The sequence below is a fragment of the Paraburkholderia gardini genome (assembly GCF_907164545.1).
Classification (GTDB): Bacteria; Pseudomonadota; Gammaproteobacteria; order Burkholderiales; family Burkholderiaceae; genus Paraburkholderia; species Paraburkholderia gardini.
This window is the reverse complement of the sequence record NZ_CAJQZB010000002.1, coordinates 255,668-277,288: the sequence shown is the minus strand read 5'-3', so window position 1 is coordinate 277,288 and position 21,621 is coordinate 255,668. Positions and strand designations below refer to the sequence as shown.

At 64.2% G+C, this 21,621-nt stretch carries 18 protein-coding genes, 2 pseudogenes and 1 riboswitch; of the genes and pseudogenes, 15 read left to right on the top strand and 5 right to left on the bottom strand.

The genetic code is table 11. The annotated features are described in order from the left end of the window. Positions 1-28: 28 nt before the first annotated feature. Positions 29-1,666 carry a gamma-glutamyltransferase gene (ggt, locus tag LPA37_RS03145; protein ID WP_229011395.1) on the bottom strand — a complete coding sequence of 546 codons (1,638 nt, stop codon included), beginning with the start codon at positions 1,664-1,666 and terminating at the stop codon, positions 29-31. A gap of 277 nt (positions 1,667-1,943) precedes the next feature. Between ggt and LPA37_RS03140 the strand changes: the two genes are divergently transcribed. Together LPA37_RS03140 and LPA37_RS03135 are read left to right on the top strand one after the other, a co-directional pair. Next, positions 1,944-2,723 carry a DeoR/GlpR family DNA-binding transcription regulator gene (locus LPA37_RS03140; protein WP_228978822.1) on the top strand — a complete coding sequence of 260 codons (780 nt, stop codon included), beginning with the start codon at positions 1,944-1,946 and terminating at the stop codon, positions 2,721-2,723. A 311-nt stretch (positions 2,724-3,034) separates the two neighbouring features. After that, on the top strand, positions 3,035-3,232 hold the full coding sequence (locus tag LPA37_RS03135; protein ID WP_176954051.1) for a hypothetical protein: 198 nt from the start codon (positions 3,035-3,037) through the stop codon (positions 3,230-3,232). A gap of 122 nt (positions 3,233-3,354) precedes the next feature. Here LPA37_RS03135 and LPA37_RS03130 read toward each other — a convergent pair whose 3' ends face one another. Further along, positions 3,355-3,729, bottom strand: coding sequence for a hypothetical protein (locus tag LPA37_RS03130; protein ID WP_229011392.1), 375 nt, complete (start codon positions 3,727-3,729; stop codon positions 3,355-3,357). Positions 3,730-3,907: 178 nt separating this feature from the next. Here LPA37_RS03130 and glpD point away from each other — a divergent pair, with 178 nt between their 5' ends. The 3 genes from glpD (at position 3,908) to LPA37_RS03115 (ending at position 7,973) form a co-directional block, all read left to right on the top strand. Continuing rightward, complete coding sequence (gene glpD / locus LPA37_RS03125; RefSeq protein ID WP_229011390.1) at positions 3,908-5,443, top strand: glycerol-3-phosphate dehydrogenase; 1,536 nt, start codon at positions 3,908-3,910, stop codon at positions 5,441-5,443. 177 nt (positions 5,444-5,620) lie between these two features. Then, on the top strand, positions 5,621-7,126 hold the full coding sequence (gene glpK, locus LPA37_RS03120) for a glycerol kinase GlpK (protein ID WP_228978828.1): 1,506 nt from the start codon (positions 5,621-5,623) through the stop codon (positions 7,124-7,126). Positions 7,127-7,286: 160 nt separating this feature from the next. Further along, a complete protein-coding gene (locus tag LPA37_RS03115; protein ID WP_228978830.1) occupies positions 7,287-7,973 on the top strand; it encodes an HAD family hydrolase in 687 nt (228 codons plus the stop codon). A 118-nt stretch (positions 7,974-8,091) separates the two neighbouring features. Here LPA37_RS03115 and ribB read toward each other — a convergent pair whose 3' ends face one another. After that, on the bottom strand, positions 8,092-8,811 hold the full coding sequence (ribB, locus tag LPA37_RS03110) for a 3,4-dihydroxy-2-butanone-4-phosphate synthase (RefSeq protein WP_229011389.1): 720 nt from the start codon (positions 8,809-8,811) through the stop codon (positions 8,092-8,094). A 153-nt stretch (positions 8,812-8,964) separates the two neighbouring features. After that, a riboswitch (FMN riboswitch) is annotated at positions 8,965-9,126 on the bottom strand. A gap of 81 nt (positions 9,127-9,207) precedes the next feature. Continuing rightward, the gene (locus tag LPA37_RS03105) at positions 9,208-9,891 is read right to left on the bottom strand and encodes a helix-turn-helix domain-containing protein (protein WP_228978835.1); all 684 of its coding nucleotides are present in this window, start codon (positions 9,889-9,891) and stop codon (positions 9,208-9,210) included. Between the two features lie 108 nt (positions 9,892-9,999). Between LPA37_RS03105 and LPA37_RS03100 the strand changes: the two are divergent. The 7 genes and pseudogenes from LPA37_RS03100 to lnt all read left to right on the top strand — a co-directional run. Beyond that, positions 10,000-10,221: pseudogene (locus LPA37_RS03100) on the top strand (LysR family transcriptional regulator); the annotation flags it as partial. Positions 10,222-10,341: 120 nt separating this feature from the next. Continuing rightward, on the top strand, positions 10,342-11,715 hold the full coding sequence (gene miaB, locus LPA37_RS03095) for a tRNA (N6-isopentenyl adenosine(37)-C2)-methylthiotransferase MiaB (RefSeq protein ID WP_229011386.1): 1,374 nt from the start codon (positions 10,342-10,344) through the stop codon (positions 11,713-11,715). Between the two features lie 46 nt (positions 11,716-11,761). Beyond that, on the top strand, positions 11,762-12,835 hold the full coding sequence (locus LPA37_RS03090) for a PhoH family protein (protein WP_229011383.1): 1,074 nt from the start codon (positions 11,762-11,764) through the stop codon (positions 12,833-12,835). A 38-nt stretch (positions 12,836-12,873) separates the two neighbouring features. Continuing rightward, positions 12,874-13,332 (top strand): rRNA maturation RNase YbeY, encoded by a 459-nt coding sequence (gene ybeY, locus LPA37_RS03085; RefSeq protein WP_229011381.1) that lies wholly within the window; start codon positions 12,874-12,876, stop codon positions 13,330-13,332. Between the two features lie 16 nt (positions 13,333-13,348). Further along, entirely contained in the window at positions 13,349-14,005 is a 657-nt protein-coding gene (locus LPA37_RS03080) for a gamma-glutamylcyclotransferase (RefSeq protein WP_229011378.1), read from the top strand. A gap of 253 nt (positions 14,006-14,258) precedes the next feature. Then, the gene (locus tag LPA37_RS03075; protein ID WP_228978846.1) at positions 14,259-15,152 is read left to right on the top strand and encodes an HlyC/CorC family transporter; all 894 of its coding nucleotides are present in this window, start codon (positions 14,259-14,261) and stop codon (positions 15,150-15,152) included. Between the two features lie 53 nt (positions 15,153-15,205). Next, entirely contained in the window at positions 15,206-16,891 is a 1,686-nt protein-coding gene (gene lnt / locus LPA37_RS03070) for an apolipoprotein N-acyltransferase (protein WP_229011376.1), read from the top strand. 664 nt (positions 16,892-17,555) lie between these two features. On the opposite strand, the pseudogene LPA37_RS03065 reads toward lnt, so the two are convergent. Beyond that, positions 17,556-18,132: pseudogene (locus LPA37_RS03065) on the bottom strand (IS3 family transposase); the annotation flags it as partial. On the opposite strand from LPA37_RS03065, the gene LPA37_RS03060 reads away from it, so the two are divergent. The 3 genes from LPA37_RS03060 to glyS are packed head-to-tail and all read left to right on the top strand — an operon-like array spanning position 18,065 to position 21,615. Beyond that, complete coding sequence (locus LPA37_RS03060) at positions 18,065-18,526, top strand: DotU family type IV/VI secretion system protein (RefSeq protein WP_229011373.1); 462 nt, start codon at positions 18,065-18,067, stop codon at positions 18,524-18,526. The pseudogene LPA37_RS03065 and the gene LPA37_RS03060 sit on opposite strands and share 68 nt — an antisense overlap. Continuing rightward, the gene (glyQ, locus tag LPA37_RS03055; protein WP_228978859.1) at positions 18,499-19,506 is read left to right on the top strand and encodes a glycine--tRNA ligase subunit alpha; all 1,008 of its coding nucleotides are present in this window, start codon (positions 18,499-18,501) and stop codon (positions 19,504-19,506) included. The genes LPA37_RS03060 and glyQ overlap by 28 nt, the downstream gene beginning before the upstream one ends. Positions 19,507-19,521: 15 nt before the next feature. Next, the gene (gene glyS, locus LPA37_RS03050) at positions 19,522-21,615 is read left to right on the top strand and encodes a glycine--tRNA ligase subunit beta (RefSeq protein WP_229011371.1); all 2,094 of its coding nucleotides are present in this window, start codon (positions 19,522-19,524) and stop codon (positions 21,613-21,615) included. Positions 21,616-21,621: the final 6 nt, after the last annotated feature.

Here is a 21,621-nt window from a genome sequence, read left to right as displayed (position 1 = left end):
CGCACCCGGGGCATGCCTGTTCCCTGTACTAGAACCCGGCGGCAAGCCCGTCGCGACGGCTGTCGCTCGCCGCCACATAGCCGCGCTCCGGATCATTGCGGTCGAGCTTCCAGATGTACTGGCCCGAGCCGAAATCCATATACGGATCGTCGACGGACTTGATCGTGTGACCGAGACCTTCCAGCGCGCTGGCAGTTTGCAGGTCGAGGGTCGATTCGACGTCGATCGTGAAGTCTCGGTTGACCTTCCAGCGCGGCGCATCGCAGGCGGCCTGCGGCTGCTGGCCATAGTCGAGCATCCGCACGATGGATTGCAGATGGCCTTGCGGTTGCATGTCGCCGCCCATCACGCCGAAGCTCATGACCGCTTCCTGCTGGCCGTCGACCTGCTGCGTGAGGAACGCCGGGATGATCGTATGGAACGGCCGCTTGCCGCCCTCGACGACGTTCGGCGACTTCGGATCCATCGAGAAGCCGCAGCCGCGGTTCTGCAGCGCGATCCCGCTGTCCGGCACGACGATGCCCGAGCCGAAGCCCATATAGTTCGACTGGATGAAACTCACCATCATGCCGCGCTCGTCCGCCACGGACATATAGATCGTGCCGCCCGCCTTCGGCATGCCGAAGTCGAACTGCGTCGCGCGCTTCGGATCGATCAGTTTCGCGCGCGAAGCCAGGTACGCGTCGTCGAGCATCTGTTCGGGCGTGACATCCATCGAGCGCGGATCCGCGACGTAGCGGTAAACGTCGGCGAATGCCAGTTTCATCGCCTCGATCTGCAGATGCTGCGACTCGATGTTGTCGACCGCCAGCGATCTGATGTCGAAATGTTCCAGGATGCCGAGCGCGATCAGCGCGGCGATACCCTGGCCGTTCGGCGGAATTTCATGCACGGTATAGCCGCGGTAATCTTTGGCGATCGGTTCGACCCAGTCGGCGCGATAGTCGCGCAGATCGTCGAGCGTGAGCGCCGCGCCACCCTGGCGGGCGAAGCCGGCGATCTGTTCGGCGATTTCGCCTTCGTAGTACGCACGCGGCCCAAGCTGAGCCAGCTTGCGCAGTGTCTTCGCGTGACCGGGAAAGCGCACCAGTTCGCTCACTTCCGGCGCACGGCCGCGCGGCATGAACGTCTCCGCGAAGCCCGGCTGATCCTTCAACTCGGGCACCGCTGCCGCCCATTTGTGCGCCACGACGCTCGCCACCGCATGGCCGCGTTCGGCGATCTCGATTGCGGGTTCCATCAGGTCGGCAAACGGCAGCGAGCCGAATTTCTTGTGCAACGCTTCCCAGCCGGCAATCACGCCCGGCACGGTGACCGCGTCCCAGCCGCGCTTCGGCTGCCTCGCGAGGCCGTTTTCCTCACCGTACTTCTGCCTGAAATAGTCGACACTCCACGCCGCTGGCGCCACGCCCGACGCGTTCAGACCGTGCAGCTTCCTGCCGTCCCACACGAGCGCGAATGCGTCGCCACCCAGCCCGCACGACACCGGCTCGACCACCGTGATGGCCGCCGCCGCCGCGATCGCCGCGTCCACCGCATTGCCGCCCTTCCACAGCATGCGCAGGCCGGCCTGGGCCGCAAGCGGATGCGAAGTCGAGACGATGTTGCGGGCGAAGACCGGCAGGCGCGGTGTCGGGTAAGGGTTTTGCCAGTTGAAGCGGGTCATGTCGAACACTCTCTGAAATACGCGGCCCGACATAACGCACGACGTCGAACCGCTGGAAACGGAAACCCGAAATTGCATCGTGTTCGGGCACAAAAAACAAATTCATTTATTGACTGAATAAATGCGCTAAACATCTGAATCGCGGCTGGCGATCGTGCTTGCCGGCAACGTTGCTGACAAGTTGCCTGAAGGTCTTACAATACGTCGACTCCAATACCTGCCCATCAGAGGCGCACCATGCGGCCCGCGTCGCTGAACGGCAATCGATCCTTTCGCCATGACCCGAGACCCACGCCTGACCCTGAACGCACGCCAGCAGGAACTGCTCGAATGGGTCCAGCGCGACGGGTTCGTGACCGTAGACGACCTGGCGGCTCACTTCGACGTGACACCGCAGACCATCCGGCGCGACGTGAACTGGCTCGCGGACATGAATCTCCTGCGACGCTATCACGGCGGCGCCAGCCTGCCGACCAGCTCCGAGAACGTCTCGTACACCGCGCGGCAACGGATGTTCCACGACGAAAAGCGTCGCATCGCCACGTTGGTGGCCACTCACATTCCCGATCAGGCGTCCCTCTTTATCAACCTCGGCACGACGACCGAAGAGGTGGCGCGTGCGCTCAACCGCCATCGCGGACTGCGTGTGATCACCAACAACCTGAACGTCGCCAGCATGATGAGCGGCTACCCCGACTGCGAGGTGCTCGTGACGGGTGGCATCGTGCGGCCGTGGGACAAAGGGATCGTCGGCGAACTGGCCATCGATTTCATCCGCCAGTTCAAGGTCGACTTCGCGATCATCGGCACATCGAGCATCGAGACGGACGGCACGCTGCGCGATTTCGACACCCGGGAAGTGCGCGTCGCGGAAGCGATCATCGAACACGCGCGCATCGTTTTTCTCGCCGCTGACCATTCGAAGTTCGGCCGCCCGGCACTGGTCCGGCAAGGGCATCTCGACCAGATCGACGCGCTTTTCACCGATGCCGCGCCGCCACCCGACATGACCGAAACCCTGACGAACGCCGGCACGCAGGTCTACATCGCCGAATAGTCGCGACTGTCGCGATAGCCGGTACGCAGTGCCCGAAAATGCGCCCTGAGTTTGCTGCACCGCACGAACAACTTCGAGTGAAATCAAGGATCTGGCGGCGAAACCAGACCGCCGCTAGCGTGCCTTTCTGTCAACGGGAAAATTTTCCGGGGGCGGTTTGGCGTTCTGCGTGCGGTTGACTACACTCCAGTTCCCCGGCGTACATACCGTGCCCGCCGGCGTGACCGCGTGCATCTCTGCCTTACCGCCAGATGTGTCGCGTTGCTTCGGCGCCTTGCGCGCAGTCCGGGAACATTGACATGGAGAGAACAATGCTGAGTCCGCATGAATTCGCCACGTTGTTGCTCGTGAAAGACTCCCCGAATCAGACCGACATGGAACGCGACGAACTCGATGCGCTCCTCGAACGTCAACTCGTTCAGCTCGAAAAGCTTGCGTCCGGCCTCCAGCAGTGGCGTCTCACCGAAGTTGGCGATTCTGCGCTCAGGGCAATCAAGCGCTTCTCCTGACCGCTGCGCCGGGCACTCTCATCAAGTACCGTCATCCGCGCCCACGGCGTGCGGCAACCGCACGCCTGCTCACACCGCAATCATCACGCGCTTCCCGCCGCGCGATCGCGCATGCCCGCGCGCTAGCCGCCGCGCAAGGTCGGATCGACCGTCGCCCGCCAGCTGAGCGCCTTCGCGCGCTGTGTGGTGAGGTACGCCACCCACTGGTTTCGGACCTGCGCGTCGCCACTCGCGCCTTCTGTCGTGTAGTGCTGCGCGAGTTCCGTCTGGAACGCGCAATACGCCTCTTTCGATCCTTTCCCACGATGGCTGCCGATATACGCATCGAACAGCATCGAATACACTGACTGCGCGTCCTTGCCGTAATCGAGCGCCTGCCCGCCACACATTTCCTGCAAGGACGCGAACGACGGCGCGCCCACCGTGCCGCTCAGGCTCGGTGTACCGACGCACCCCGCCAGCAGCGCCGTCGCGCCAGCTATCCAGATTCCACGCATGTTTCTCACCTTTTGTTGGCTCATCTCGTGAGTATCGTCCGCGAGCGTGCCTCGTGTCACCCTGGCCATTCAGCTATCAGACTATCGAACTTTACTTTTTCGAATATGTTCATTAAAGTTCGAAAACGAACATTATGGTTTCGTCAAAATTTCCTTCGAGATTCAGGGGACACAGCCGGTGACGCAAGGTGCGAGATACGATCTGCTCGTCGCAGGCGGCGGAATCAATGGTGCGGGCATCGCGCGCGATGCCGCCGGACGTGGCCTTTCCGTGTTGCTGTGCGAACAGGACGACCTTGCGGCGCACACTTCGTCGGCGAGCACGAAGCTCATTCACGGCGGTTTGCGCTACCTCGAGTATCGCGAATTCGGGCTCGTGCGCAAGGCACTGCAGGAACGTGAAACGCTGCTGCGCGCAGCGCCGCACATCATGTGGCCGCTGCGTTTCGTCATGCCGCACATGCCGGACCTGCGGCCGGCGTGGCTCATCCGGGCCGGCCTCTTTCTCTATGATCACCTCGCGCGCCGCGAACTGCTGCCCGGCTCGCGCGGCATCGACATGCGCCGCCATCCGGCCGGCGAGCCGCTGATCGACTCGATCCGTCGCGGTTTCGTGTATTCGGATGGCTGGGTCGACGACGCGCGGCTCGTCGTGCTGAACGCGCTCGACGCCGCCGAGCGCGGCGCCACCGTCCTCACCCGCACGAAACTCGTCAGCGCGGTACGCGCGGGCGGCGAATGGCACGCGCGGCTCGAAAGCGCGGACGGCCGCACCATCGACATGCGCGCGGGTGCCATCGCGAACGCGGCGGGCCCGTGGGTCGGCGAACTGCTGCAGGGCGCGCTCGGACGCGGCGCGACACACAGCGTGCGCCTCGTGAAAGGTAGCCATATCGTGACGCGGCGCCTCTTCACGCACGATCACGCGTATATCTTCCAGAATCCGGACAAGCGGATCATCTTCGCGATCCCGTACGAGCACGACTACACGCTGATCGGCACGACCGATATCGAGTATCCCGACGATCCCGCCCAGGTGGCGATCACCGCCGGCGAAACGCAGTACCTGTGCGACTCGATCAACCGCTACTTCAAGCGCAAGATCGCGCCGGCAGACGTCTGCTGGACCTATTCCGGCGTGCGCCCGCTGCTCGAGGAAGAAGGCGCGGACAACCCTTCGGCCGTCACACGCGACTATCGTCTGGAACTCGACGCGCCGCCTGGCGAAGCCCCCCTGCTGTCGGTGTTCGGCGGCAAGATCACGACGTTTCGCAAGCTCGCGGAAGAAGCGGTCGACGAACTTTCCCGCGCCCTCGAATCGCCGGCGCCGGCCTGGACGGCCGGTGCGACGCTGCCGGGCGGCGATATCGCGAACGCGAATTTCGAGCGCTTCGCCGTGCAGTTTCAGCAGCAGCACGCGTGGCTGCCCGCCGATCTCGCCCACCGCTACGCGCGCGCTTATGGCACGCGCGCGGCGTATGTCGTCGGCCGTGCGCGCGCGCTTGCCGATCTCGGCCACGCGTTCGCGCCAGGTCTCTACGAAGCGGAACTGCGCTATCTTCGCGATACCGAGTGGGCCCGCTGCGCGCACGACGTGCTCTGGCGACGCACCAAGCTCGGCCTGCATCTCATCGGGTCAGGCAAGCTCGACGTGGTCGCGCGCGAGATCGACGTGTGGTTCGCGCGCGAAGAAGACGCCACGCAGCACGCGTGAAGCCGACGTGGCCGCATGCAGTGCGTGCGGCATGGCTGCCGCGCCAAAGCAGGCACATGACGGCCAGCCCGTTGTGCGCGACACACCGTGCTGCCCGAAACATGAGCGTTGCCGCATGCTGACGTACACCGGCAGCCCGCGAACGCGCCGCGTCATGAAAAACATGGAGAAGACACAATGCAGGACCAGTACATCCTCGCGCTCGATCAGGGCACGACCAGCTCGCGTGCGATGCTGTTCGACCATGACGGCAATGTCGTGTCGATTGCGCAGAAGGAGTTCCAGCAGTTCTATCCGCATCCGGGCTGGGTCGAACACGACCCGCGGGAAATCTGGTCGACGCAGGCAGGCGTCGCCGCCGAAGCCGTCACGCGTGCCGGCCTGAACGGCACGTCGATTGCCGCGATCGGCATCACGAACCAGCGCGAAACGACGATCGTCTGGGATCGCGAAACCGGCCAGCCGGTCTACAACGCAATCGTCTGGCAGGACCGCCGCACCGCGGATTTCTGCGACCAGTTGAAGGCACAGGGCTTCGAAGAAAAAGTGCGGGCGAAAACCGGTCTGCCGATCGACTCGTATTTCTCCGGCACCAAGATCCGCTGGATTCTCGACAACGTCGAAGGTGCACGCGAAAAGGCGCGTCAGGGCAAGCTCGCGTTCGGCACGGTCGACAGCTGGCTCGTGTGGAATTTCACGCAGCACGGCCTGCACGTCACCGACGTGACCAACGCATCGCGCACGATGCTCTTCAACATCCACACGCTGCAGTGGGACGACGAACTGCTCGACGCGCTCGATATTCCGCGCAGCATGTTGCCGGAGGTGCGTTCTTCGTCCGAGATTTACGGGCCGACGAAAACCACGGTGTTCGCTTCGAAGATACCGCTTGCGGGCATCGCCGGCGACCAGCATGCCGCGCTGTTCGGCCAGATGTGCACGCAGTCGGGCATGGTGAAGAACACCTATGGCACCGGCTGCTTTCTCGTGATGAACACCGGCGACAAGCCGATCGAATCGAAGAACAATCTCGTCACGACCATCGCCTGGCAAGTCGGCGACCAGATCAACTATGCGCTCGAAGGCAGCATCTTTATCGCGGGTGCGGTCGTGCAATGGCTGCGCGACGGGCTCGGCATCATCAAGAGCGCGTCGGAAATCGAGCCGCTCGCGCGCAGCGTGCCGCATTGCGACGGCGTCTATCTCGTGCCGGCGTTCGCAGGGCTCGGCGCGCCGCACTGGAATGCGCGCGCACGCGGCACGCTGTTCGGCGTGACGCGCGGCACGACGTCGGCGCATATCGCGCGCGCCGCGCTCGATGCGATCGCCTATCAATCGGTCGACGTGCTGCGCGCGATGGAAGCGGATTCGGGCATTCGCGTCGGCGAACTCCGCGTTGACGGCGGCGCGTGCGCGAACAATCTGCTGATGCAGTTCCAGGCCGATATTCTGGGCGTGGACGCGGTGCGTCCGAAGGTCAGCGAAACCACCGCGCTCGGCGCGGCGTATCTCGCGGGGCTGGCGGTCGGGTACTGGAAAGACGTCGGTGAACTGCAGAGCCAGTGGAAACTCGACCGTCGCTTTTCACCCGCGATGCAGCCTGCCGATGTGACAGCCTGCATGGAAGGCTGGCATCGCGCTGTGCGTGCCGCGACGGCGTGGGCCGATTCACCGGCGCATTGAGCGGGCTGTTCTTCGCCTTGCAGGCCGAAAGCCCACGCGGCATGGCGGTTGCGAGCGTTCGCGCGCGACAACCACGTATGATGACGTTTTCGATCCACGCCGGCCAGTGCGTCACCAGGCCGGCCGGCCCGCCAACCTGATATCGGCGCCCGTTTCACACATGCTCGACCACCTCATCTGTGATTGCGACGGCGTTCTCGTCGATAGCGAAGTCATCGCCGATCACGTCATGCTCGATACGCTGACGTCCACCTTCCCCGGCATCGACTTCGAAGCCACCGTGAAGACTGCGTTCGGCCAGCAGACCTCGCGCTTCCTCGAAAACCTCGAAGCGAGCCAGAACATCACGCTACCGGCGGATTTTCTGCACACCGTCGAACAGAACGTCGAGCGTGCGCTGGCTTCTTCGCTGAGCGCGATCAGCGGCGTGCGCGATGCGTTGCAACGCGTGACACTGCCGGCGGCGGTCGTGTCGAACAGCCGGATGTCGCGCGTGCTCGCTTCGGTGAAACGTGCGGGGCTGACGGAGATTTTCGCTGGACGCATCTTCAGCGCCGAGCAGGTCGCACGGCCGAAGCCGTACCCCGACGTCTACCTGCTCGCCGCGCGGCAACTCAACGTGGAGCCGGCGCGCTGTATCGTCGTCGAGGACAGCGTTGCGGGACTGAATGCGGCGCGCGCAGCGGGAATGAAGACGATCGCGTTCGTCGGCGCGAGCCACATCCCCGACGGTTACGCGGACGTACTGCGCCACATGGGCATCACCCGGATCATGGAACACATGGACGAACTGCCCGCGCTGGTCGAAGCCGGCAAACGCGGCGAGTTCGGCGACGTGCAGTCGTAGGCCCCAACGCGCGGGCCGATGTAGTGGCGACATCAACTTCAATGCCGACGCCACCGGCTACGTACCGCCCACGCTTTCGTTTTTCAAAGGCCGGTTCGCATGACGAACCGGCCTTTTCTCACGCGGCGTCCGTGCAGCATTCGCGCGTCGTTGCCAGCGCTTCACGAAACGCCACGAGTTCCGCAATCGTCAGCATCGGCAGATTGTGTCGCGCGGCGAAGCGCTCCACATCGGCGCCGCGCGTCATCGTGCCGTCGGCGTTCATCAGTTCGCACAGCACGCCCGCCGGCTTGAGACCCGCGAGAATCGCGAGATCGACCGTGCCTTCGGTGTGGCCGCGTCGCGCGAGCACGCCGCCAGGCATCGCGCGCAGCGGGAACACGTGTCCCGGACGGACGATATCGGCGGGCTTCGCATTGTCGGCGATGGCCGCGCGGATCGTCGTCACGCGGTCGGCCGCGGAAACGCCCGTCGACACCCCTTCACGCGCTTCGATCGACACCGTGAACGCCGTGCCGTGACGGCTTTCGTTGTTGACGGCCATCGGCGGCAGTTCGAGCGCGCGGATCTTCTCGTCGGGCAGGCACAGACACACGATGCCGCTGCATTCGCGGATCAGCAACGCCATCGTTTCATTCGTGAGGCGTTCGGCGGAAACGATCAGATCGGCTTCGTTCTCGCGGTCGTGGTCGTCCTGAAGCACGACCGCGCGACCATCGCGCAGCGCCTCTAGTGCGGCGGCGATACGGGGCGGAACAGCTTCGGTGGAAAGCAGGGGGAGATCGGCAAACGCACTTTCGACGTGCACGGCCGGTGCGGGAAAAGTAGCAAAAGACATGTGAAACGCTCCTCGCGGAAGTTGGGCGAAAAACGTTTCAGGGCATTGCAAACAGACAGAACCCCGTGCGCGCATCGAACGCAATGCGGCACACGTCCACGCGCCGCCGTTCGCATACACGGACGAAACGCATGGGCTGGACCATGACCATCTGCACATCTTCTCTCATCCGGACTATGACCGTCGGCTCTGGCATTTCACCAGATCTGCTGACCCCGCTACAACGTGAAGCGCGGGCGCTCGCGGGCTCGCGGGCCGGACTGCCGTGGCCTGCATACCGCCGGTGGGGAATTACACCCCGCCCTGAAGACGCACTGATTGCCGGATAAAACCGGCCGGCAAAGAATACACGAATTCGACGAAAAGGATCGCACAGGACGATTTACCCTGGGGCTTTCACGACGCCACCGGTTGCGCTGGCGCGTCGTGCGGCATGTCCTGGCGCGGCGGTGTCTCGGCGTTGAGCGTCACGCGAAACGCGCGCGCTTCGGTGTCGCCGGGATTGCGAAAACTGTGTGGCTGATCCGCATCGAAGACGATCGCATCGCCGGTTGCCAGCAACTGGCGCCGGTCGTGTACGCGCACCTCGAGCGTGCCGTCGCTGACCACCAGATTCACCGTCGTACCCGGCGCGCGACGCGTCCCGGTTTCGGTGTGCAGCGGCGCGACCCTCAGTTCATGAAACTCTGCCGCGACGGGCTCGCCCTCGGGATACAGCGCGCGCGTCGAATACCGCCCGCTGGCGCTGACCACGCGCGCCGCCTGCCCTGCCGGCAGATGCTCGAAACCGTTCACCGCGTGCCGCCGCAAAAACGCCGCCACCGAAACCTTCAGCGCCGCGGCGACCTTGCATAGCACCTTGATCGACGGCACGCTGCGCGCGGATTCGATCTGCGCGAGCATCGCCCGCGAAACGCCGGAAGCGCGTGCGAGTGCATCGAGCGAAAGCTGGCGTTCGGCGCGCAGCCGGACCAGGTTGATGCCGACGAACTGCTCGGGCGCGTCGAACGGTTCAGGCGCGCGGGGGCCGTCGGGCAGATCGGCCGCTGGGTCGCGAACCAGCGCAAGCGGGGAATGCATGGTGGCCTCCAGAAGCGCCGCCATCGGGCGGACGCGCATCAATGAAAAGCCAGACTATCAGCGGATTTCGTCGCGCCCAACGAAGTTATCGTCACACCGTTATCAGCATTGCGCGGCGACGGCCTGCGCATCCTGCTGCCGGACTGCCGCTATCCAGATGCGCCGCTGCACGCGCTTCATCACCGCAACCGCTTCATGGCATCGCACGTGCGGGTGCTGCCCGATTTCCTGAGCACGCGTTTCGCGCAGGTTTCCGTCGAACTGGAAGCGCTGCGAGGCTTTCCAGCGCCCGCGCCGGCGCGCAAAACCATCCGTCAGCAGGGGATATAATGCCGGACTACGCTACACGGATGGCGAACGCCGCAAGAGCCGCTTCAGTGCCCCGTGCAGTTCCTTCGTTCCCCATTACTACCGCGCCCCCAGGTTAACCACTGCGACCGGCGAAATTCGATGACCAAGAAAGTTTATGTAAAGACCTTTGGCTGCCAGATGAACGAGTACGACTCCGACAAGATGGTCGACGTACTCGGCGCGGCTGAAGGCCTCGTGAAGACCGACTCCCCCGAAGACGCGGACGTCATTCTCTTCAACACGTGTTCGGTGCGCGAAAAGGCGCAGGAAAAAGTCTTCTCCGACCTCGGCCGCGTGCGCGAGCTGAAGGAAGCGAACCCGGATCTGATCATCGGCGTCGGCGGTTGCGTCGCGAGCCAGGAAGGCGCGTCGATCGTCGCGCGTGCGCCGTACGTCGATCTCGTGTTCGGTCCGCAAACGCTGCACCGTCTGCCGCAGATGATCGACAAACGCCGCACAAGCGGCCGCGCGCAGGTCGACATCTCGTTCCCGGAAATCGAAAAGTTCGACCATCTGCCGCCGGCGCGCGTCGATGGCCCGAGCGCGTTTGTGTCGATCATGGAAGGCTGCAGCAAGTACTGCAGCTATTGCGTCGTGCCGTACACGCGCGGTGAGGAAGTGTCGCGCCCGCTCGACGACGTGCTCACCGAAATCGCCGGCCTCGCCGATCAGGGCGTGCGCGAAGTCACGCTGCTCGGTCAGAACGTGAATGCTTATCGCGGCGCGCTGACGCTGGGCGAAACGGAAATCGCCGACTTCGCGACGCTGATCGAATACGTCGCCGATATTCCGGGCATCGAACGGATTCGCTACACCACGTCGCATCCGAAGGAATTCACGCAACGCCTCATCGACACCTACGCGAAGGTGCCGAAGCTCGTGAGTCACCTGCATCTGCCGGTGCAGCACGGCTCCGACCGTATCCTGATGGCGATGAAGCGCGGCTATACCGTGCTCGAATACAAGTCGGTGATCCGCAGGCTGCGCGCGATCCGTCCGGACCTTTCCCTGTCGACCGACATGATCGTCGGCTTCCCCGGCGAGACCGAGGAAGACTTCGACAAGATGATGTCGCTGACTCACGAGATGAAGTACGACACGAGCTACTCGTTTATCTACAGCCCGCGCCCCGGCACGCCGGCCGCGAACCTGCACGACGACACACCGCGCGAGGTGAAGTTGAAGCGCCTGCAACATCTGCAGGCCACGATCGAGGAAAACGTCGCGCGTATCAGCGCGGCGATGGTCGGCAAGGTCGAGCGCATCCTGGTCGAGCGCCCGGCGCGCAAGGACCCGAACGAGCTCGCGGGCCGCACCGAAAACAACCGCGTGGTCAACTTCCCGGCGCCGGTCGGGTCGCACGCGCGCCTGACCGGCCAGATGGTCGACGTGAAAATCGTTCAGGCGTACCCGCACTCGCTGCGCGGCGAACTCGTGCTGCTGCACGACGACGTCCCGACGACCACGCATTAGGCAACGCCCCGAAGCGCAACGAAACCGACAGGATCGACCCACCGCCTTGAAGACCACTCAGCAGCATCTGGAATTCACCGCGCCGCGCGAAGACAACGCGCGGCTTGCCAACCTCTGCGGCCCGCTCGACGAAAACCTGCGGCAGATCGAGCAGGCGCTCGACGTCACGCTGCAACGCCGCGGCCATCGCATCACGATTCGCGGACGCGGCGCGAAGATCGCGCTCACCGCGCTCGAAAACTTCTACAACAACGCGCGCGAGCCGCTGTCGGTCGACGATATCCAGCTCGCGCTGGTCGAAGCCCGTCATCCGGTGCGTGCTCGCGGAAACGGTGCGAACGGCACGGATCACGCGGATGCCCGCTTTCCCGGCAACCCCGATCATCCGTTCGACCAGCCGGCCGACACCGGCGACGAAGACCTGGAAGAACTCGGTCCGAAGCTGTACACGCGGCGCGCGGATCTGCGCGGCCGCACGCCCGCGCAACGCGAATACCTGAAGCAGATCGTTTCGCATGACGTGACGTTCGGCATCGGACCGGCCGGCACGGGCAAAACCTATCTCGCGGTGGCGTGCGCGGTCGATGCGCTTGAACGCGATCAGGTGAAGCGCATCGTGCTGACGCGTCCGGCCGTCGAAGCCGGCGAACGCCTCGGGTTCCTGCCAGGCGATCTCGCGCAGAAGGTCGATCCGTATCTGCGTCCGCTGTATGACGCGCTCTACGATCTGCTCGGCTTCGATAAAACCGCGAAGATGTTCGAGCGGCAGATGATCGAAATCGCGCCGCTCGCGTACATGCGCGGCCGCACGCTGAACCATGCGTTCATCATCCTCGACGAGGCGCAGAACACCACGCCGGAACAGATGAAGATGTTCCTCACGCGGATCGGCTTCGGCTCGAAGGCAGTGGTCACCGGCGACACGACGCAGGTCGATTTGCCGCGCGGCCACAAGAGCGGCCTGATCGAAGCGCAACAGGTGCTTTCGAACGTGCGCGGCATTGCGCTCACGCGCTTCACGAGCGTGGACGTGGTGCGCCATCCGCTCGTCGCACGCATCGTCGAGGCCTATGACGCGCATTCCGCGAAGGCCGCCGAAAAGCCCTCCGACGCGCGCTGACCATCGATCATCGAACCGACGCAAAGAAAAGCATCCGCATGAGCCGCGCTCCGAAACTTTCGCTGAATCTGCAGTTTCCCGCTTCGAAAGCCTTCCCCGGGCACAAGGCGATCCTGCCGCGCGCGACCGTCGCCGGCTGGATCAGGGCCGCGCTCTTCGCGGATGCCGAACTGACCGTGCGCCTCGTCGACGCCGAAGAAGGCCGCACGCTGAACCGCACGTATCGCGGCAAGGATTACGCGACCAACGTGCTGACTTTCGCGTACGCCGAATCGGAAGACGATCCGGTGACGGGCGACCTGATCCTGTGCTGTCCGGTGGTCGAAAAGGAAGCCGCCGAGCAGGGCAAACCGCTCGTAGCGCACTACGCGCACCTGCTGGTTCACGGGACCCTGCACGCTCAGGGCTATGATCACGAAGTCGAAGAAGAAGCGCAGGAAATGGAAGGCATCGAGACCGGCATCCTCGTGAAACTCGGCTTCCCCGATCCTTACTGACACGCCGGATTTCACCGTGAGCGCCCGCTACCCCAGTCCCGCCGAAGACAGCACCGCACCCTGCCCGGACTATCCGCCGGCGCTCGGCGAATCGCGGTTACTGACGGACGGGGAACTCGCGGCATCGCTGGAATGCGCGTTGCGCACGTGGGACAGCAAGAGCGACCTGTGGCTCTTCGGTTACGGCTCGCTGATCTGGAATCCCGGGCTGCCGATCATCGAAGCCACGCGCTCGAAAGTGCACGGCTATCACCGCGGGCTGTATCTGTGGTCGCGCGTGAATCGCGGCACGCCGGAACAGCCGGGCCTCGTTCTCGCGCTCGATCGCGGCGGCTCATGCACCGGTATCGCGTTCCGGCTGGCCGCCGAAGGCGCGATGCCACATCTCGAAGCGCTCTGGCGACGCGAAATGGCGATGGGCTCCTACCGGCCGGCGTGGCTGCCGTGCGTGCTCGCCGACGGCCGCCGCGTCGCGGCGCTCGCCTTCGTCATGCGTCGCGACGTGCCGAGCTATACCGGCAAGCTGCGCGACGATACGGTCCGGACCGTGCTCGGCTGCGCCTGTGGCCGCTACGGCACGACGCTCGACTACGTCAGCCGCACCGTCGCCGCGCTGCGCGAAAGCGGCATGCCCGATCGCGCACTCGAAGCGCTGCTTGCCCGCTGCCGGTAATCGTCCGCCGGTCACGGATCGAACGACCCGCGGCACCACCCCGAACCACCTGCATTTTTGGCGAAAAGTCCCGCCGCGCGGTTTCTGCGCCAGGGGTTGAATCTCGCCTCGCACGACCCGCGCCGCCGTCTTCAGGCATCCGGGACCGTGATACAGCCATCCGGCCAGGTGCGCCCGGACACGGAGCCGCCATGTGCGTGGTGTATCCTTAATGCTCTGCCATCACGCGCCCAGCCTTGTCGGGCGCACCATCATGAACGACACGTATCCCAGTCGACGCCATACCGACAAACCACCAGAAAAGCGCTCACTCCTCGAGCGACTGACCGACTTTATCTCGCCCGAGCCCGATTCGCGCGGCGAACTTCTCGAAATCCTGCAGGACGCGCACGAACGCAATCTGATCGACGCCGATTCGCTGTCGATGATCGAAGGCGTGTTCCAGGTCTCCGAACTCAGCGCGCGCGACATCATGATCCCGCGCGCCCAGATGGACGCGGTCAACATCGCGGAAACGCCTGAAGAATTCATGCCTTACGTGCTGGAGAAGGCGCACTCGCGCTATCCGGTGTACGACGGCAACCGCGACAACATCATCGGCGTGCTGCTCGCGAAAGACCTGCTGCGCTACTACGCGGAAGAAGAGTTCGACGTGCGCGGCATGCTGCGCCCGGCCGTGTTCATCCCGGAATCGAAGCGCCTGAACGTGCTGCTGCATGACTTCCGCGTGAACCGCAATCACATCGCGATCGTCGTCGACGAATACGGCGGTGTCGCGGGTCTCATCACGATTGAAGACGTGCTGGAACAGATCGTCGGCGACATCGAGGACGAATACGATTTCGACGAGGAAAGCGGCAACATCATCGCCTCGCCCGACGGGCGCTTCCGCGTGCGCGCGCTGACCGGCATCGAGCAGTTCAACGAGGCATTCAACACGCACTATTCCGACGAGGAAGTCGACACGATCGGCGGGCTCGTCACGCATCACTTCGGGCGGGTGCCGCATCGCGGCGAAAAGGTTCGCCTTGACGACCTGATCTTCGAGATCCTGCGGGGCGATGCGCGGCAGATTCACATGCTGCTGGTGCGCCGTGACCCGATGGCCGGACAGCGCGAGCGCGACGCACAGCACGTCCAGACCTGATTTTCGCCGACGTATCCCGTCTTCCCTCCACTTTTCCCGCCGACCGCGTAACGATGGCCGACCCGATCTCTTCCCGTCTGCGCCGTGGCGTGACGCCCACCGCCACAGAAGCGGGCGGCCGCGCGCTGCCACGCTGGCATTACCTCGTAGCGCTCGCAGCCGGCGCGGCGAACACGCTCTCCTTCGCCCCGACGCCGCACGGCGGCTGGCTCGAACTCGCGCTCTTCGTATTCCTGTTCGCGTGGCTCACGCGCGCGACCGGCTGGAAAAGCGCGGCGCTCACGGGCGGCGCGTTCGGCTTCGGCAATTACGTGACCGGCGTGTGGTGGCTGTACGTTAGCATGCACTTCTACGGCGGCATGGCCGCGCCGCTCGCGGGCGCGGCGCTGGTGCTGTTTTCGCTTTATCTCGCGCTGTATCCGGCGCTGGCCGCGGGCGTCTGGTCGTTTTGCGCCGGACACGCGCGTAACGGCCGGCTCGGCGACAAGCCGTTCGCACCGACGTGGCACGGCGCGTTCGCGTTCGCGAGCGCGTGGGCGATCGGCGAATGGGCGCGCGGAACCGTGTTCACCGGCTTTCCGTGGCTCGCGAGCGGCTATGCGCAGGTCGACGGCCCGCTGGCCGGCTTCGCGCCCGTGGCGGGCGTGTACGGCGTCGGCTGGGTGCTGGCGCTCGTGGCCGCGCTGATCGTGCAGGCGGCGACGCGTTCGCGCGGAACCACGGGCGTCGAGCGTCGATCTGGCAACGGGCGTCTGGCCCGCACGCTCACGCCGGCTGTCATCGCGCTCGGGTTGCTCGCGGCGGGCATGATGCTGCCCTGGGTCCAGTGGACGCTGCCGTCCGGCGCACCGCTTTCCGTGCGTCTGCTCCAGGGCAACGTGAAGCAGGAAATGAAGTTCGAGGAATCCGGCGTCATGACCGCGATCAACGAATTCCAGCAGATGATCACCGCGAAGCCCGCGGATCTGATCGTCACGCCGGAAACCGCGATTCCGGTGCTCGCCCAGCAGGTTCCGCAACCATTCGCCAGCGCCGTGCGGCAGTTCGCCGATACGACGAACTCGTCGATCCTGTTCGGGGCGATCGGCGGCACGATTACGCCAGAAGGCCGGGTCGTCGACTATACGAACAGTCTGTTCGGCATCACGCCCGGTTCAACAGATGTCTATCGCTACGACAAGCATCATCTCGTGCCATTCGGCGAATTCGTGCCGTGGGGCTTTCGCTGGTTCGTGAACCTGATGAACATTCCGCTCGGCGATTTCGCGCGCGGCGATCCGGTGCAAAAGCCGTTCATGGTCCGCAACCAGCCGATTGCGCTCGATATCTGCTACGAGGACATCTTCGGTGAGGAGATCGCGCGCACCGTGCGCGAGAGCGACACGTCGCCGGGCGTGCTCGTCAACTCGACGAACCTCGCGTGGTTCGGCGACACGATCGCGCTCGACCAGCATCTGCAAATCGCACGGATGCGCTCGCTGGAAACCGGCCGGCCGATGCTGCGCGCGACGAACACCGGCACCACGGCGGCAATCGATGCACAGGGCCATGTGATCGCGCGTCTGCCTGTGTACACAAAAGGTTCGCTTGAAGCGACCGTGCAGGGCACGGCGGGCGAAACGCCGTACGTGACGAGCGGCAACAACACGGTGCTGGCGGTTTCGCTGTTGCTGCTCGCGTTCGGGTTTGCGTTTGGGCCGGGGCGGGAGAAGCGCGAAAACGGGAAGTCGGATGACTGAAGTCTGGCGTTGGGCGTCGCGGGTGGGGGTTGCGCGCTCGTTCCGCACTTCGCTGATGTGATCCTGGGAGCGTCAGTCTGCTGGTTTCAGCGAGATCGCACGCGCATGTGCTTGACGCTGTCGAACAGCAGCCGCTCCTCGCTACACCGTTTGAAAGACAGAAGGGCCGATTGAGCGACCCTTCGTTCACGAAACGACGTTAGATCATTGGCGCGCGGCAATTAAATGAGTTGAACCAGCTTTCCGGCCACTCTTCGCGCTCGCTCGACATCTGCCGGCAACCCCATCTGTTCTGTCTCGGCCCATAACAGATAATCGATCACTTCCTCAACCGACTGCCTTTGCACGATGAGCGCGCAAATCCTGGTGACATAGGCATCGTATTCATCCTTCGCGGCATCTTCCCTTCCGATACCGATCGGTGCGCGTCAAGCTAGTTGCCGCCTCATTCATGCAGCCAAAAGGTTGTTTATCCGTGGCAAGCGATGCCATGGCGACGACTGAATCACGTTCCGGGTTAAGGGTCACGGCACCGGCCGGCATCCAGTTGCGCGTGTTGCCCGACCATCGAGCCGGATTGCGTTCGCGCGCCTTCGCGTACAGTGAGGTGGCCTCACTCGTTCGGACAGTCTTCTGAGATTTTTAAGTGGAACGTCCGAGGCGGTCATGCTGCCGATTTGATCGCAGGCAGCGTTGCGAAGTATGCCTCATCCGGCGTGCGATCCGCCAGGCTCGAATGGGGCCGTTTCCGGTTATACAGCTTGATGTAGTTGCCGATGGAGCGTCGGGCATGGCTGACCGACTCGTAGGCTTTCAAATACACCTCTTCGTACTTGATGCTGCGCCACACGCGCTCGACGAACACGTTGTCGCGCCACGCACCTTTGCCATCCATCGACAGCCGCACGCCCCGGCCTAGCACGGCCTCGGTGAACGCGCCCGCCGTGAACTGGGCTGCCCTGATCAGTGTTCACGATGTCCGGCAGCCCGTAGCGGGCAAACGCTTCTTCCAGCGCCTCGATGGCGTGCGTGGCCTCCAGCGTGATGGCGACCCGGTGCGCAAGTACCTTGCGGCTGGCCCAGTCGACCACTGTTGTCAGATAGACGAAGCCGCGCGCCATCGGAATGTAGGTCGTATCGAGTGGCCACGCCTGGTTGGCCCGGTCGATTTTCATGCTGCGCAGCAGGTACGGCCAGATTTTGTGCCGGGCGTTGCGGCGGCTCGTGTTCGGCTTGCGGTACTGCCTGTGTTCCGCGCTCGACGAAGCGGCCGCGCGCACCGACTGGGGCAATGGCAGCACGACCGGGATGGAATGGGGAACGAGCGGCTTGGCCACGACTTTTGGCTATGACCGTCAGGGTGGTGATCGTGTCTACGTAATTGCCCGGGAGTGCGTGCACGCGCCTCACGAAAATCGCCATCTCATCGAGGTCATCCGTTCATGCCGCAGCCGCTCGAACCGGATGGGAGGGCGAGCGCCAATAACCGAAAAGGACGCACCCAGCGCCCTTTCCGTTAAAATCCATGGTTTGGCACTTTGCTCCACGGCCACCCTCCTGCGTGCCCTGGCGCCCGCGGCGTGGCCCTTATGCCTGAAAGGCACTTCATGCTCACGTTTCAGCAAATCATCCTGACGCTGCAGTCCTACTGGGACAAGCAGGGTTGCGCGCTGCTCCAGCCGATCGACATGGAAGTCGGCGCGGGCACGTCCCACGTTCACACGTTCCTGCGCGCGATCGGCCCCGAGCCGTGGCGCGCGGCGTACGTCCAGCCGTCGCGCCGGCCGAAAGACGGCCGCTACGGCGAGAATCCGAACCGTCTGCAGCACTACTACCAGTATCAGGTCGTGCTGAAGCCCGCGCCGGAAAACATCCTCGACCTGTACCTCGGCTCGCTCGAAGCACTCGGCTTCGACCTGAAGCAGAACGACGTGCGCTTCGTCGAGGACGACTGGGAAAACCCTACGCTCGGCGCATGGGGGCTCGGCTGGGAAGTCTGGCTGAACGGCATGGAAGTCACGCAGTTCACGTATTTCCAGCAGGTGGGCGGTCTCGACTGCAAGCCGGTGCTCGGCGAAATCACTTACGGGCTCGAACGTCTCGCGATGTATCTGCAGAAGGTCGAGAACGTGTACGACCTCGTCTGGACCGAATGGGAAGAGCAAGGCCCGAACGGCCCGGAAACGCGTCGCCTCACGTATGGCGACGTGTATCACCAGAACGAAGTCGAACAGTCGACGTACAACTTCGAACACGCGAACGTCGATCTGCTGTTCACGTTCTTCAACAGCTACGAAGCGGAAGCGAAGCGCATGATCGACGCGCAGATCGCGTTGCCCGCGTACGAACTCGTGCTGAAGGCCGGTCACACGTTCAACCTGCTCGACGCGCGCGGCGCGATTTCCGTGACGGAGCGCGCGGCGTATATCGGCCGCATCCGCGCGCTGTCGCGTCTTGTTGCACAGGCCTACTACGATTCGCGCGAGAAGCTCGGCTTCCCGATGCTCGGCAATCCGGTGCACGGCGTGCCCGGCCTCACCACCGATGCACAGGACGCCGCGATGCCCGCCTGGGCGCCGCCGCTCAAAGTCGAACGCAAGATCGATCCGGACTGACGAGACCACGAACACATGACTCATCCCCAACACACCCTGCTCGTCGAACTGCTGACCGAGGAACTGCCGCCGAAAGCGCTCGCGCGTCTCGGTGATGCATTCGCTGAAGGCATCGCGCAGCGCCTCGCGGCGCGCGACCTGATCGACGGCGAACCGTCGTTCGAACGTTACGCCACGCCGCGGCGTCTCGCGATCGTCATCCAGAACGTACGCGACGTCGCGCCTGAAAAGCACGTGCGCGAGAAGGTGCTGCCCGTATCCGTGGCGCTCGACAAGGACGGCCAACCCACCGCGCCGCTCGCGAAGAAACTCGCGGCGCTCGGCTTCCCCGATTTCTCGGTGAACGATCTCGAACGCGCACCGGACGGCAAGGCCGAAGCGTTCTTCCTGCGCTACGCCGCACCTGGCGCCACGCTCACCGAAGGCCTGCAGGCCGCGCTCGACGAAACGCTCGCAAAGCTGCCGATCCCGAAGGTCATGACCTATCAGCGTCCTGACGGCGCCAACGTGCAGTTCGTGCGTCCGGCACATCGTTTGACCGTGCTTCATGGCGACACGGTCGTGCCGGTCAGCGCACTCGGTGTCGATGCCGACGATACGACACTCGGCCATCGTTTCCTGTCGGAAGGTTTCGTGCAGATCCAGCACGCTGACGTCTACGCGGAAACGCTGATGCACAAGGGCCGCGTGATCGCGAGTTTCGCGGAACGCAAGGAAACCATCCGCACGCATCTGCTCGCGCAGGCCGAAGGCGACCAGGTCGTGATGCCCGAAGCGCTGCTCGACGAAGTGACGTCGCTGGTCGAATGGCCGGCTGTGTACACCTGTAACTTCGAGGACGAATTCCTGCAGGTGCCGCAGGAATGTCTGATCCTCACGATGCAGACGAACCAGAAGTACTTCGCGCTCACCGATGCGGCGGGCAAACTGCGCTCGCGTTTCCTGATCGTCTCGAACATCGAGACGAAGACGCCGGGCGACATCATCGAAGGCAATGAGCGGGTGGTGCGTCCGCGTCTTGCCGATGCGAAGTTCTTCTTCACGCAGGACAAGAAAAAGCCGCTCGCCGATCGCGTGCCGCTCCTCGCGAACGTCGTGTATCACAACAAGCTCGGCTCGGCGCTGCAACGCGTCGAACGTGTCGAGGCGCTGGCTGGCGCGATCGCCTGCATGATGAACGCGGACGTCGGGCTCGCCACGCGCGCGGCGCGTCTCGCGAAGGCCGATCTGATCACCGACATGGTCGGCGAATTCCCGGAACTGCAGGGCACGATGGGCACGTACTACGCGCGCCACGACGGCGAGCCGGAAGAAGTCGCGCTCGCGTGCTCGGAACACTATCAGCCGCGGTTCTCCGGCGACGCGCTGCCGGCCACCACCACCGGCACGATCGTCGCGCTCGCGGACAAGCTCGAAACGCTCGTCGGCATCTGGGGCATCGGCCTGCAACCAACCGGCGAAAAAGACCCGTTCGCGCTGCGCCGTCATGCGCTGGGCGTGCTGCGTATCCTCGTCGAGAAGCCGTTGCCGCTCGACCTCGTCGAACTGCTGCGCGCGGCGTATGCGCAGTTCGCATCGGTGCCGAACGTCGCCGATTCGACGGCGGCGATCTACGAATTCTGCATGGACCGCCTGAAGGGTCTGCTGCGTGAACGCGGCCATGCGGCGGGAGAAATCGACGCAGTGCTGGCACTGAACCCGACGCGCCTCGACGACATCGTCGCCCGGCTCGACGCCGTGCGCGAATTCGCGGCGCTCACCGAAGCGGCCTCGCTCGCGGCGGCGAACAAGCGGATCTCGAACATCCTGAAGAAGTCGGAAGGTACAACGGGTGGCGTGCAGACCGCGCTCTTCGTCGAACCCGCGGAAAAGGCGTTGTACGCGCAGCTCGAACAGGTTGCGCCGCGCGTGCAGAAGCAGCTGGCCGGGCGCAACTACACGGGCGCGCTCACCGCGCTTGCCGCGTTGCGTGAACCGGTCGATGCGTTCTTCAACGACGTCATGGTCAACGCCGAAGACCCGGCGTTGCGCGCGAACCGTCTGGCGCTGCTCGGTGCACTGCATCAGCAGATGAACTGCGTCGCCGATATTTCGCGGCTCGCTGCCTGAGCGCCA